The sequence below is a fragment of the Ectothiorhodospira sp. 9100 genome (assembly GCF_022227565.1).
Lineage (GTDB): Bacteria > Pseudomonadota > Gammaproteobacteria > Ectothiorhodospirales > Ectothiorhodospiraceae > Ectothiorhodospira > Ectothiorhodospira marina.
On record NZ_JAJNAN010000006.1, the window covers coordinates 34,636 to 48,360 of the forward strand.

Here is a 13,725-nt window from a genome sequence, read left to right on the forward strand (position 1 = left end):
GTCGACCGCAGGGATGCGGTCGTCAAGCCTCCAGGGAAGGATTCACGGCGTCCCGGCGCGGGTCATACCCACCCCAGGGCCGTCCCGCAAGCCACCCGTCCTCCCTGCTTGCCCGAAGTCGTATCGCAAGCCCCCTGCCTGCCCGTCCAGCGAGCCCTCCGCCCCATACCGGGGGCGCCTCGACACCCCCCTGTCAACCGCATTTTCCGCTATCCTAATCGGCCACCCAAACCCCATCCTGTGCCGGAGCAACACCCCATGTCGGACGCACCCGAATCGGAACACGACGAACACCGCCTGACCCTGCGCAATACGCGTGTGGATGATTACAAGGACATTGAAGAGATCATGGAAGCGGTGTACCAGGGCCTGGACGGTGCCTGGACCCGGGAACAGTTCGAATCCCAGATCAACCGCTTCCCCGAAGGCCAGATCTGCATCGAGGACAACGGCAAGGTCGTGGCCGCTGCCATCAGCCTCATCGTCGACTACCGCCGCTGGGGCGATCGGCATCGCTACTGGGAAATCACCGGCAAGGGTTACCTCACCACCCACGACCCCGACGGCGACACCCTCTATGGTGTCGATGTCTTCGTGCATCCCGAATACCGCGGCCTGCGCCTGGGGCGACGCCTCTACGATGCCCGCAAGGAAGTGTGCGAAAAGCTCAACCTGCGCGCCATTGTCGCCGGTGGCCGCATCCCGGGTTACTACAACCACCGGGAAGAAATGAGCCCGCAACAATACGTGGAACTGGTCAAATCCAAGGAAATCATCGATCCGGTGCTCACCTTCCAGCTTTCCAACGACTTCCACGTACGCCGGATCATCAATGACTACCTGCCTGACGACAAGGAATCCCAGGCCTATGCCACCCTGCTGGAATGGATCAACATCTACTACGACGAAAAGGAAAAACTCATCGGCGGCACCAAGCAGGTGGTGCGGGTCGGTGCCGTGCAGTGGCAGATGCGTCCCCTGAACTCCCTGGATGACCTGCTGCAGCAGATGGAATACTTCGTGGATGCCGTCTCCGGTTACCAGTCGGACATCATTCTGTTTCCCGAATTCTTCAACGGCCCCCTGATGGCCCAGTTCAATCAGGAAAACACGGCCGAGGCCGTGCGCCACCTGGCGGAATATACCGAGCCCCTGCGCCAGGAAATGGTCAAGCTTGCCCTGTCCTACAACATCAACATCGTTGCCGGGAGTATGCCCGAGTACGAAGACCAGGAACTGCGCAACGTCTCCTACCTGTGTCGACGTGACGGCAGCTGGGACAAACAGTACAAACTGCACATCACCCCGGACGAGCGCGCCTACTGGGGCCTGCGCGGCGGCAACGACGTTCGCATCTTCGACACCGACTTCGGCAAGATCGGCATCCTCATCTGCTACGACGTGGAATTCCCCGAACTGCCCCGCATCCTCGCCGAGCAGGGCCTGCAGGTGCTGTTCGTCCCCTTCTGGACGGATACCAAGAACGCCTACCTGCGCGTACGCCGCTGCGCCCAGGCCCGCGCCATCGAAAACGAATGCTACGTGGTCATCTCCGGCAGCGTCGGCAACCTGCCCAGGGTGGAAAACATGGACATGCAATACTCCCAGGCCGCCGTGTTCACCCCCTCCGACTTCGCCTTCCCCCACGACGCCGTGGCCGCCGAAGCCACCCCCAACACCGAGATGACCCTCATCGCCGACCTGGACCTGGACAACCTCAAGGAACTGCGTACCCACGGCAGCGTCCGCAACCTGGTCGACCGCCGCCTCGACCTCTACAGCGTCCGCTGGAAACGCTGAGTGACCTATTGGTTGTAGTTCTGAAGCAGTCATGAGCCCCTCTCCCGATGGCGGGAGAGGGGTTGGGGTGAGGGTGGAGAGGGTGGCACGATGTCCTCCGCCCCCCCCCCTCATCCCCGGCCCTTCTCCCCCGGGGGGAGAAGGGAGTCAGGCATTCCCTGGTCGGGCCCCAATGTGTCCGGGCCAGTCGGGGTGGGGTATTCCTTGGAGCGGGTGTCAGCCGCGGGAAGCGGCTGTCCAAGCCTACATGGACGTATTCACGGCGTCCCGCGGAAAGAGATACCCCGCACCAACAGGCCTGCCACCCAGCCCCAACTCACCGCCCCAGCCTAGGCACCGTCTCCTGCATCGGGTCCAACACCTCCTCAACTTCCTCCACCGGCCCCAACACCTCCAGCAACGCCAACTCAAAGATCAATGTCTCCCCCGGACCGATCACATCCCCCATCCGGCCGCCCCCGTAACCCAATTGATAAGGCACCACCAACCGCGCCTCGCTGCCCGCGGGGAGATTCACCAATGCCTCCTGCCAACCGGGGATCATATCCTCGACCGTCACCACGGACGGCACCTCCCGACGATAAGAGCTATCAAAGACACGCCCATCCAGATGCATCCCACGGTAATGCACCACCACCCGGTCCTCCCGTTCCGGCACCGGCCCATCACCCAGCTCCAGCACCTCCACCTGCAGGCCACTGGACAACGTCACCACCCCCGGTCGTGCCGCATTGGCCGACCGGTAGGCATCCCCCTCCTCAATATTCAACTCCGCCAACAACGCCTCCTCCGCCCGCTGCTCTGGTGTCAACCCACAACTGCGGGCACCCACAAAAATGATTACCAGCGAGATCAGACTGACCACCGCCAGAAACAACACATTACGCAACAGCGAAGCAAGCATCGTTGGTATCCCACGCCCTACCAGGGAATATCCGCCCCATTGATATCCATGAACCGCCCCGCATCCGCCGGTGTGATGTCATCCATCAGCCCCCGCAGCGCCGTTGCACTCTCCGTGACCGTCATCTCCGCACTGGGGCCCCCCATGTCCGTCAGCACCCAGCCCGGATGCATCGCCACCACCGTGATCCCCCGGGGCTGCAGATCCAGCGCCGCGCTGGCCACCACTGCGTTCAGGGCCGCCTTCGTGGACCGGTACACATACAAGCCGCCCGAACCATTGTCCGCGATGCTGCCCATCTTGCTGGTGATGTTCACCATCAGGCGCCGATCACTCTCCGCCACCCGGTCTACCAGCGCCTCCATCATCTTCAGCGGCGCCACCGTGTTCACCCGGAACGTATCCATCCAGGCCTCCACATCCGTATCGCCAAAAGGCGTTGCCGGGCCAAAGGCCCCCGCGTTATTGATGAGAATATCCAGCGGCGTATCCCCCAGCATGTCCACCATGGCCTGAATCTGTGCCGGGTGGGTCACATCCAGCGGATGCAGGCTCACTTGGCCCTGTTTGCTGGCGGCCAGCCGGCTCAGATCCCGCGCGCTCTCCGGATTGCGGCAACAGGCAAACACCCGAAAACCCGCGTCGGCGAACTGACGGGTCATTTCCAGACCGATGCCGCGGTTGGCCCCGGTGATGAGTACGGTTTCAGACATGTCAGGCAATCCTCCCAAGTGGAATATGATGATGGCTTGATGATGAACCGCCCCGGGGCCGCTATCAAGGCGCCGACGAAAGGAAGCGCCCACCAGACTGACAGGTCGAGACCTCACCGGGGTTACGGCTACACTTGCCGCGGGGCATACTGAAGATCAGAACAACCACCGTGGAATATGGGGGAAGGGCCAATGACTTCACCGACCGATACCACCGGGCCGCAGGATGACGCACCACTGATTCTTGTGGTGGACGACTCCCGGGTGATGCGCCAGGCGCTCAACAAGATCCTGCGGCGGCGCTATCAGGTGGTGGATGCCCCCGACGGCATGGAGGCCTGGACCCTGCTGGAGCAGAATCCCGGGATCGCCTGCGTATTCACCGACCTCTCCATGCCCCAGCTGGACGGCTACGGCCTGTTGCAGCGCATTCGTGACAGTGACGACACCCGTCTCAAAGCCCTCCCCGTGGTGATCGTCACCGGCAACGAGGACGACGAAGGCACCCGGCGCAAGGCTGCCGAGCGCGGCGCCAATGACGTGGTGATGAAGCCGTTTCGCGCCGACAATGTATTGGAGACCACCGAGCAACTCCTGGCAGGGGGCGCGGCGGCCCCCCTCACACCTCCGGCAGAACCCACCTCCCAGCCTGTGCCGGAACCCCACCCCGACACGGCAGCGCTTGCGAACGCCCAGACCGAAATCAAGAACCTGCGCGAGCAACTGGAACACGCCCAGACCCAGGCCCGGGCCGCCGTCAAGGAACGGGAACGGCTACAGGGAGACATGCGCCAGCTGCGCACCGAACTCATGCTGCGCCAGCAGACCTCGGACGAACGGGAAGCCAAGGACCGCATCGCCGCTCTGGAGGCCGAACTGGCCCAGGGTCGCGAGGCCCTGGAAGAGGCCGAACGGACCCATGGACAGCTACGTACCCGGCTGCGTGAACAGCAGGAAGAGGCCAGTCGCGCCCAGGAGCGCGTGGAAGGGTTGCAAGGGGAGCTGCGGGAAGCCTCTGCCCAACTGCTGGAGCGCGATGCCCAGGTCCGGGAGGCCGCCACGGCCCGGGAACAGGCCCAGGAGGAACTCCACGCCCTGCGCCAGGAGCCAGCCGAGGGGGATGCGGACGAAGTACGCCGACTCAAGGCTGAACTGGAATCTGCTCGGGAACGCACGGGTGCCGCTGAGCGCGCCTTGGCCAGCTCCAACGGCGAGGCCCCTGCGGAACCGCAAGGCAATCTTCAGGCCCGGGCGGAGGCCGCGGAACTGGCTCGTCTGCAGGTGGAGGACGAACTGGTACAGGCCATCTCGCGGGTGGAACGTCTGGAGCAGGAGCGCGAGACCTCACAGGGCGAAGTGCGTACCCTGCGCGGTGAGCTGAATCTGCTGGAGAAGAAGCAACAGGAGCTGCAGCGCCAGGAGGCGGAAAAGCGCAGACACCTGGAAGCCCAACTCTCCGAGGCCCTGGATACCCTGGAACGCTCCGTGCCCCGGGGGGATGAGAACGCAGCGCCTCAACAGCCCGCCAAGCCCGCGGCCGGCCCGGCGGATCAGGTGTCCCTGGATGGCGTCGACCGCCCGACCTCCCCGGAACGCCCATCCCCCCAGAGCGCCCGCGACACCTCGGTGCATCGCTGGGAGGAAAACCAGCAACGCCGACGATTCCAGCGCAATCTGGCCCTGGCGGGCGTGGGTGTCGTTGCCCTGGCGCTGCTGGCATTTTTTCTGGGCGGGGCGCTGCTGTAGGCCCCGGGGAGGGGAGGGTTGAGGAGCGTGTTTCCTGTCCATGCATCAGGATGCTCCCGAACGCTGAGGGTGTATGATTGGGTCACGTGTCCTGGGCGGCGTGATCTGGTCTATCATCCAGAGGAGTCTGCCCGCTCACGCCTGGCAGTGGAGAATCGGGGGATGGCATGTCACTGAGTATTGAAAAACTGGTGGAACAGGGGTCGGGACTGGTCTCTCTGCCCGCGGTGGCCAGCCGCTTGAATGCCATGGTGGACGATGATGAATCCACCGCAGCCGATATTGGCCAAGTGATCAGCCAGGATCCGGCGCTCACCATTCGCCTGCTGCAGGTGGCCAACAGCCCCTTCTACGGCCTCTCCCACCGCATCGATACCATCACCCGGGCCGTACAGGTGATTGGCACCCGCCAGATCCGCGACCTGGTACTGGCGACCACCGTGACCAAGGCATTCGATGGCATCCCCAACGATCTGATGTCCATGGAGGACTTCTGGCGTCACAGTATTTATTGCGGCCTGGTGGCCCGGTTGCTCAGCGAAGATCTCAAGATGCGCGATGGCGAAACCATGTTCATTGCCGGTCTGCTGCACGATATCGGGCGCTTGCTGATCTTCAACCGCGAGCCCGATGAGGCCCACGAGGCCTTCCTGCTGGGGCTGCAGAACGCCGGTCGCATGCCCCCGCAGAAGGCGGAGCGGGACGTGCTGGGCTATGACCATGCCCAGGTGGGGGGTGAATTGGCGGCCCACTGGCATCTGCCCGAAAAGCTGCTGGCCTGCATCCGCTACCATCATGAACCCACCGCGGCCAAGGAGCATCAGACCGCCGTGGCCCTGGTGCACATTGCCAACACCGTTGCCCACATGGCCGAAGTGGACACCCGCGACCCCAGGGATGCCCCGCCCATCCAGCCCGAGGCCTGGGAGCGCTCTGGCCTTGATCCCTCCGTGCTGCCGTCCATCATCGATCGGGCCCAGCATCAGGTGGTGGAGGTAGAGGCCCTGATCCTCGATCATGGATGACATGTCCTCTTGTACCTGGCGACCCCGATGCCGATGCGGATGGTGGGGGCTGCTGGTATTGGTGGCCCTGGGACTGGCAGGTTGTGCCACCGGGCCCCAGTTCGATACCCGGGACACCCTGTCCGCTCTCACTCCGTCACAGGTGGCCTTGTCCGAGGAGGGGGCTGCCGGGGCGCGCGTGGTCTGGGGCGGTATGATCGTCAATACCCGCAACCTGGAGCAGGCCACCCAGGTGGAGATTCTGGCCTATCCCCTGGACCGCCAGCAGCGCCCCCGGACCGATCGTACGCAGCAAGGGCGTTTCATGGCCCGGGTGCCCGGTTACCTGGAAAGCGTGGACTACAGCCCCGGTCGTTTGCTTACGGTCACGGGCAGGCTGGAGAAGGTCGTCACTGGTCAGGTGGGTGACACCCCCTATCGTTACCCCGTGATGGCAGTGGACAATGATTACCTGTGGCCGCAGGAGGCCGACCCGGTGAACACGCGCCCGCGTTTCAATATCGGTATCGGTGTCATACTGAGCAACTGAGACCCTCGTGACCGAGTTCATGGAGCTTATGGAGAATGAGCATCAACTCTGGTTCACTCGCCGCAATGGAGAGGTGAGGGGACCCTATCCGGAACGGTTGATCCGCAGCTACCTATTGCTGGGGCGGCTGCGCATGGATGACGAGGTCAGCCTGGACCAGCAGCGTTGGTATGCCCTCCGCTCCCAGCCTCACCTGATCCCGGTGGAGTTCTACGATACTGACACCCCGGAAGGGCGAGAGCGTCTGCTGCAGGCCAAGCGCCGCGAGGACGAGCGCTCCCCCGAACGTCGGGCCCGACCCTATCCCGATGAGCTGTCCTCCCAGACGGATCAGCGGGCGGGCGATCGCCGTCGCCCCGAACCCCCCGAACTGGTCAGTCACCGCTACCAGCGGGTGCAGTTGCTGCAGTCGCCCAAGCCTTCGAGCAATCTCCCGCAGGGGCCGCGCCTCTGGATCGGGCTGGCGGTCGGGCTGCTGGGCCTGTTGTTGTTGCTGTGGCTGGGAATGGACCGTCAGGAGCCGGACGCTGCGGCAGACTGCCTGGCGCCGGCCCAGCCGGGGGTCAACTGGAGCTACTGCCGCATGGTGGGCATGGACCTGCGCGGGCAGGATCTCACTGGTGCAAACCTGAGCAACGCGGACCTGCTGGGTGCCAATCTGTCGGAAGCACGCCTGGTTGGGGCAGACCTTGGTTATGCAGATCTCAGGCGGGCCCGGCTGAACCAGGCCGATCTGAGCGGCGCGCGCCTCACCGGTGCGATGCTCCAGGAAACCGTGCTCACCGACGCCCGCCTCGCGGGTGCCGACCTGAGCCATGCTGACCTGCGTGGCGCCCGGCTGGACCATGCCGATCTGACGGGTGCCATTCTCAGTCGTGCCCTCTGGACCGACGGCCGCGTCTGCGCTTCTGGCTCGATAGGCACCTGCGAATCACCGTGAGGGATCGCCGATCATCTCCAGGCAGGGGACGTGCGTGTCAAGAATGGCCTGGCGGATCACCTCGATGGCCTTGGGGCGCGGGAAGCTGGTGCGCCAGGCCAGGGCCACCTGACGGGTGGGCACCGGCTCCTGGAAGCGACGAATGGAGAGCAGGTGCTGGGCATAACGATCTGCACCCGCGGCCGAGCAGGGCAGGATGGTGACCCCCATGCCTGTGACCACCATGTGGCGGATGGTCTCCAGGGAACTGCCCTCCACCGTGTGCTGGATGCTGTTGCCCGAGGACATGGTGGCGTGGCAGTCCGGACAGAAGTGCAATACCTGCTCCCGGAAACAATGGCCCGCGCCCAGCAGCAGCAGGGTTTCCCTGGCCAACTCGTTGATGTCCAGTTTCTGCCGTCGGCTCAAGGGGTGATCCGCCGGCAGCACGGCCACGAAAGGCTCTGAATACAGGGGCAGGGTGACCACGCCGGGTTGCTCGAAGGGCATGGCCACGATGATGGCGTCCAGCTCTCCCTGCTTGAGACTCTCCGCCAGCCGGGCGGTGTAGTTCTCCTCGATGATCAGCGGCAGTTTGGGGGCGCGCCGGTGTACCTCGGGCACCAGATGGGGCAGAAGATAGGGGCCGATGGTGTGAATGGCCCCCAGGCGCAGGGGGCCACAGAGTTGATCCCGCCCCTGTCGGGCGATGGTGGTCAGACTGTCTGCCTCCTCCAGCACTCGCTGGGCCTGGCGAACCACCTGATCCCCCACCGGGGTGATACTCACCTCCGTCTTGCTGCGCTCGAACAGCACCACCCCGAGTTCCTCCTCCAGTTTCTTCACGGCCACACTCAGCGTGGGCTGACTGACGTGGCAGGCCTCGGCCGCCCGGCCAAAATGCCGTTCGCGGGCCACCGCGACGATGTAGCGAAATTCGGTCAGGGTCATGTCGGCAAATTGTCCAGCGGTGACGGTGATCCCGAGTGTACTGAACGAGACTGGGTGAAGGCCATCACGGTGATCAGCGCCGCGCGAGACATTCTTCAACGGCCCGTGCGAGTGCCCGATTCCACCGGGATTTCGGCACCGGTGGGGGCGGTCGGGGGGGCGCATGGCGTGTTATGATCCTGGCAACCGCGACCCCCGGATGGCGGGGCCCACATTCACTTCAGCGAGGCCATACATGGCATCCCTGCTCGACAGGCTGCGGAGCGGATGGGCCGCATTCCTGCCCGATCATGTGCCCGTCGCCTTCAAGCTTGGTCTGACCATCTGCGCGCTGATCGTCACCTGCATGGCCCTGGTGGGCGTGGTGATCCTCAATCAGCAAAGTGCCCTGCTGCGCAGTCAGATGGACGATTTCGGTCAGGCCATGGTGATGCAACTGGCGGAGTCCTCCAAGGAACTGGTGCTTGCCGACGACAGCCTGGCCCTCAACGCCCTCATCACCAACCTGGCCGGCAGCGAGGCCGTGCTGGGCGCCGCCGTCTTCGACCGGGACGGCGAACGGCTGGCCCATTCCGGCATGATCCCGACGAAAAAGGGGACAGACACCTTTTCCGAGGAAAAGGTGTCTGTCCCCTTTTTAGCCTTCTCCGACACCGAGGCCACCGCCTACCGCGGCGAGATCCGTTTTCAGGACATCACCCTGGGGTCCGCCATGGTGACCCTGAGCCGTTCAGCCCAGCAGATCGGTACCCGCACCACGACCCAGGCCATCATCCTCACCACCGTGTTCATGAGTGTGCTGGGTGGCGTCGCAGCCTTCATCATGGGGCAGCGTCTGTCTCGCCCGGTGCATCGCCTGGTGGAGGCCACCCGCGCCATCGGTGATGGTGATTACCGCTATCGCCTGCCGGATGGGCGCCGGGATGAGATTGGCCACCTGATGTCGGCCTTCAATCGCATGGCTCAGGGGTTGCTGGAAAAATCCCAGGTGGAGGGGGCCCTGAGTCGTTACGTGTCGGCGGGCGTGGCCCGGGAGATCATGAGCAATCTGGACCGGGTGAGCCTGGGCGGGCGCCAGGTGGAGGCCTCGGTCATGTTCGCCGACATCGCCGGGTTCACCCGGCTGTCCGAGACCATGGATCCGGATCAGGTGGCGCGGCTGCTCAACGAATACTTCACCCACATCAGCCATATTGCCCGGCAGCATCAAGGCAGCATCGACAAGTTCATGGGAGATGGCGTGATGGTGGTCTTTGGCGTGACCGACGAGGATCCGGACCACCGCTTCCATGCCATTGCCAGTGGCGTCATGCTGCAGCATCTGGTGTCCCGGCTCAACCGGGTGCGCGAGGAGGGTGGCCAGGAGGCCGTCCGTTTCCGGGTGGGGATCAATAGCGGCCCCATGATGGCGGGCAACATGGGGGCAGAGGACCGCATGCAATATACGGTGGTGGGGGATGCGGTAAACCTGGCCTCGCGCCTGATGACCGCCGCGGAGCCTGGCCAGGTACTGATCCATCAGGCACTGTTCGATGACCCGGATATCCGCTGGCGGGTACGCGGCCAGCCCTATCGTTCCATTGCCATCCGCGGCAAGTCCCAGCCCGTGGCCACCTGCCAGGTACATGATCTGAGCGACCTGTACCAGGAGGCGATGGAACGGCAGATCGAACGGCTGCTGTGCCGGGAGCGGATCACATGAGGCATGAGGCGCCACCCTGGGCTGCCCTGATGCCGGTGGGCCTGCTGATGCTGCTGGTCGGGTGTGCCACCCTGGAGGTGGAAACCACGACGCTGACCGAAAAGGTGGATGCAGCTTTTAACGCCCATGAATACCAGCGTGCCCAGACCCTTCTGGCACAGTTGCCCCAGGAGGATCGCACCGCGCGAATGATATCCCGGGAAGCGTGGCTGGCGCGGATGACCCGGCACCTGGAGCAGGCGATCCTGATGCAGGCGGCGGCTCAACTGCGGCGTGAGCAGTGGCTGGACGCCCTGGCGTCCTATGACCGGGGGCTGGCCATGCTGCCGGACAGTGCCGCCCTGCGGGCCGCGCGGGACACGGCCAGGGCCCAGCATGAGGGTCGCCTGACCGACCTGCAGGTGCGCTTGCTCATGGCCCGTGGACGTTCTCTGGCCGCCTTGCGCCCCATTTACGCGGAATTGATCCGGGTGGATCCCGCGGATGTGGCTGCCGCACGGGAACTGGAGCGCATCCGCGAGGAATCCCGGGAGGTGGCCGATGACCTGCAGACACTGGGCCGACTGGCCCTGGCGGCCGAGGAGTTGCGTCTGGCCGTGGATGCCTTGAGCCTGTCTCAGGCCCTGAGGCCGGCGGATGATACCCTGGAGATGCTCCACGCGGCTCAGCAGGCGAGGGCGGACATCCTGGCGACCCAGCGCCAGGCCGATCATGCCCGCCGTCAGGCAGCCTGGGAGGCCCGCTCCCGGGAATTGTTCGATCGCTACCACGAGGCCATGCAGTCGGGCGACCTGACTGCCGCCAGCCGACACCTCAAGGGGCTTGAGCGCACGCGCCCGCGGGATGACTCCCTGCCGCGCCTGCAGCGGGAACTGGATCAGGCCATCGATACCCGCATCACCCTGGGCCTGGAGGAGGGGCGGCGTCAGTACCTGGACGGAGACATCGAGCGGGCGGTGGAGACCTGGCGCGAACTTCTGGATCTGCGCCCCAACCATGTCGAGCTCCAGGCCCATGTGCAGCGTGCAGAGCGGGTGCTGGAGTCCCTGCGGGGGCTGGAAGGGGAGACGCCGCCAGTGACGGTGCCCGTGCCCCAGCCCATCCTGGATGTGGGAGAGCCGGCCGCCGAGGCGCAATAGCAGACAGGGCCCCCCGCGCCTGCTAAGGTTGCGATCTTTCATCAGAACCGCCGTACCCCTCTGGACACCCCATGGACTCTCAGCAGACCCCGCATTCGGAAGACCCCCGTTTTCACACTGAACTGGACGGCACCCGCATCACCGTGCTGGGCACGGCCCATGTCTCCCAGATATCCGCTGATACGGTGAGCGAGTTGCTGCGTAGCGGCGATTACGATGCCGTGGCCGTGGAGCTCTGTCCCAGTCGGCATCATGCCATTGTTCGGCCCGATGACCTGTCCCGCATGAATCTGTTCCAGGTGCTGCGTCAGGGCAAGGTGCCCATGGTCACGGCCAGCCTGGCCCTGGGCGCCTACCAGCAGCGCCTGGCGGAGCAGTTCGGCATCGAGCCGGGGGCCGAGATGCGTGCCGCCATCAACGGGGCTCGCCAGGCCCATCTGCCGGTGCTGCTCATCGACCGGGAGGTGGGCACCACCCTGAAGCGCTGCTACCGCAACGTGCCCTGGTGGCGGCGCATGAATCTGTTCGGTGGTCTGATGGCCAGCGTCATGAGCCGTGAGCAGGTCACCGAGGCGGAGATCGAGCGCCTCAAGGGCGGCGACATGCTCGAATCCACCTTCAACCAGTTTGCCGAGGAATCCCGGGCCCTGTACGAGCCGCTGATCCAGGAGCGCGACCACTACATGGCTGCCCGCCTGCGACAGGAGGCCGCCAACAAGGATTATCGGCACATCCTGGCGGTGGTGGGCGCCGGGCATCTGTCCGGCATTCGCGAGGCCCTTCGGGAGCAAGGGGGCCAATCTCCCGACGAGGTGGTCGAGAGACTGGACAGGGAGCCTCCGCCGGCCCGCTGGCCCAGGTTGATCCCGTGGCTGATCGTGGCGCTGATCGTCACCGGTTTTGTCATCGGTTTTACCCGCAACCCGGATCTGGGCTGGCAATTGGTGGCCGACTGGGTGCTGATCAACGGCGGGCTGGCCGGATTGGGGGCCATCCTTGCCTCGGCCCATCCCTTGACGGTGGTCACCGCGGCGCTGGCGGCGCCCTTGACGTCACTCAATCCAACCATCGGGGTGGGCTTCGTGGCCGCCGCCATGGAAACCTGGCTGCGCAAGCCCACGGTGGGGGATTTTTCCCGCCTGCGCCAGGATACCGCTCGTTTCCGATGCTGGTGGCAGAACCGGGTCTCCCGGGTGCTGCTGGTGTTCATCCTGACCACCCTGGGCTCGGCCATCGGCACCTATGCAGCGGGGTTCCGGATTGCTGAGCGCCTGCTGGGGGGGTAAGTCCAGCGAGGGCCTTAATCCGCCCATTCGATCCGGTCGCGACCGCCATGCTTGGCGCGATACATGGCCTGATCGGCCCGCTTGAACAGACTGGCCGGGCTGTCGTCAGGGTGCTGCAGGGCCACACCGATGCTTGCGGTGATCCAGATCTGCTCGCCTGCATCCAGCGTCAGGGGGGCGCTGCGTATCACCTCCTGCACGCGCCCCGCCGCCGTGGCGGCCGATTCGGCGTCGGTCTCGCTCAGCACGATCACGAATTCCTCGCCACCGTAACGGAACACCATGTCACTCTTGCGGGTGAGGGCACTCAGCCGTTCCGCCACCGCCACCAGCACGTGATCACCGGCCTGATGGCCATGGGTATCGTTCACCCGCTTGAATAGGTCCACATCCACCACCAGCATGCAGACCTGTCGCCCGGAGCGGGACGCCATGGCCAGTTCCCGGTCCACCATGCGGGTCATGGAGATCCGGTTCAGCAGGCCGGTGAGCGGATCGGTCTGGGCCGAGGTGAGGGCCTGGTGATAGAGCAGGGCATTGCGCAGAGGGTAGGTGAGGGCGCTCAGGGCCTCTTCCAGCGCGATGAGTTCGCTCTCCTTGAACTTGCGCCCCCGCAGCAACCGGATCTGGCCGATCTCCGTGCGCTCCACCATGAGGTTGTAGCTGCATACATGCCGGGATAGGCGACCGCGACTGATGTGGATGCCCATGTCCGGCTGGTCGAAGGTCAGCCCGTCGTGGGGCACCATGCCGGCGACTGCATTGGCGAAGATCTCCAGCAACTCTTCCAGATCCAGGGTGGTCTGCAGCCGATGCAGCATCATGGCCGGGGTGATGGCCGGTACGCTGGGGGCGTGACGCTCGGATTGCGCCAGGCCGCCCTGGAGTAGTTGGGGGCCCGCCATCAGGGTGTTGTCGCCATTGTTGGCCTGTTCCAGCATGGGGCGTATGACATGTCGCATGACAGGGTCTCGGCTGAGTTTGCCCTGTCTGATGCGATTTTCGTGCCAT

General features: G+C 64.7%; 12 protein-coding genes. 8 read left to right on the plus strand and 4 right to left on the minus strand.

Annotation, left to right across the window (positions count from 1 at the left end; translation table 11 throughout):
- Nucleotides 1–258: 258 nt before the first annotated feature.
- Nucleotides 259–1,800, plus strand: coding sequence for a bifunctional GNAT family N-acetyltransferase/carbon-nitrogen hydrolase family protein (locus LPW29_RS03385; protein WP_090251514.1), 1,542 nt, complete (start codon nucleotides 259–261; stop codon nucleotides 1,798–1,800).
- Nucleotides 1,801–2,116: 316 nt separating this feature from the next.
- Here the strand turns inward: LPW29_RS03385 and LPW29_RS03390 are convergent, their stop codons facing one another.
- Both LPW29_RS03390 and LPW29_RS03395 read right to left on the minus strand, forming a co-directional pair.
- Nucleotides 2,117–2,704, minus strand: a complete 588-nt coding sequence (locus LPW29_RS03390) for an FKBP-type peptidyl-prolyl cis-trans isomerase (protein WP_238626864.1) — start codon at nucleotides 2,702–2,704, stop codon at nucleotides 2,117–2,119.
- 17 nt (nucleotides 2,705–2,721) lie between these two features.
- Nucleotides 2,722–3,417: an SDR family oxidoreductase gene (locus LPW29_RS03395; protein ID WP_090251512.1), complete on the minus strand. Its 696-nt coding sequence runs from the start codon at nucleotides 3,415–3,417 to the stop codon at nucleotides 2,722–2,724.
- 192 nt (nucleotides 3,418–3,609) lie between these two features.
- On the opposite strand from LPW29_RS03395, the gene LPW29_RS03400 reads away from it, so the two are divergent.
- From LPW29_RS03400 to LPW29_RS03415, 4 genes are all read left to right on the plus strand, one after another.
- The gene (locus LPW29_RS03400) at nucleotides 3,610–5,163 is read left to right on the plus strand and encodes a response regulator (RefSeq protein WP_238626865.1); all 1,554 of its coding nucleotides are present in this window, start codon (nucleotides 3,610–3,612) and stop codon (nucleotides 5,161–5,163) included.
- A 167-nt stretch (nucleotides 5,164–5,330) separates the two neighbouring features.
- Nucleotides 5,331–6,188, plus strand: coding sequence for an HDOD domain-containing protein (locus LPW29_RS03405; protein WP_090251505.1), 858 nt, complete (start codon nucleotides 5,331–5,333; stop codon nucleotides 6,186–6,188).
- 1 nt (nucleotide 6,189) lies between these two features.
- On the plus strand, nucleotides 6,190–6,717 hold the full coding sequence (locus LPW29_RS03410) for a Slp family lipoprotein (RefSeq protein WP_090251618.1): 528 nt from the start codon (nucleotides 6,190–6,192) through the stop codon (nucleotides 6,715–6,717).
- Nucleotides 6,718–6,736: 19 nt separating this feature from the next.
- The gene (locus tag LPW29_RS03415) at nucleotides 6,737–7,657 is read left to right on the plus strand and encodes a pentapeptide repeat-containing protein (protein ID WP_255705766.1); all 921 of its coding nucleotides are present in this window, start codon (nucleotides 6,737–6,739) and stop codon (nucleotides 7,655–7,657) included.
- Here LPW29_RS03415 and LPW29_RS03420 read toward each other — a convergent pair.
- Entirely contained in the window at nucleotides 7,649–8,587 is a 939-nt protein-coding gene (locus tag LPW29_RS03420; RefSeq protein ID WP_090251502.1) for a hydrogen peroxide-inducible genes activator, read from the minus strand. The genes LPW29_RS03415 and LPW29_RS03420 overlap by 9 nt on opposite strands.
- A 235-nt stretch (nucleotides 8,588–8,822) precedes the next feature.
- Here LPW29_RS03420 and LPW29_RS03425 point away from each other — a divergent pair, with 235 nt between their 5' ends.
- From LPW29_RS03425 to LPW29_RS03435, 3 genes are all read left to right on the plus strand, one after another.
- On the plus strand, nucleotides 8,823–10,289 hold the full coding sequence (locus LPW29_RS03425; RefSeq protein WP_238626868.1) for an adenylate/guanylate cyclase domain-containing protein: 1,467 nt from the start codon (nucleotides 8,823–8,825) through the stop codon (nucleotides 10,287–10,289).
- Nucleotides 10,286–11,428, plus strand: coding sequence for a hypothetical protein (locus LPW29_RS03430; RefSeq protein ID WP_143050425.1), 1,143 nt, complete (start codon nucleotides 10,286–10,288; stop codon nucleotides 11,426–11,428). Before LPW29_RS03425 ends, LPW29_RS03430 begins: the two co-directional genes overlap by 4 nt.
- A gap of 71 nt (nucleotides 11,429–11,499) precedes the next feature.
- Complete coding sequence (locus LPW29_RS03435) at nucleotides 11,500–12,714, plus strand: TraB/GumN family protein (RefSeq protein WP_238626869.1); 1,215 nt, start codon at nucleotides 11,500–11,502, stop codon at nucleotides 12,712–12,714.
- 14 nt (nucleotides 12,715–12,728) lie between these two features.
- Here LPW29_RS03435 and LPW29_RS03440 read toward each other — a convergent pair whose 3' ends face one another.
- A complete protein-coding gene (locus tag LPW29_RS03440; protein WP_238626870.1) occupies nucleotides 12,729–13,676 on the minus strand; it encodes a GGDEF domain-containing protein in 948 nt (315 codons plus the stop codon).
- Nucleotides 13,677–13,725 lie beyond the last annotated feature (49 nt).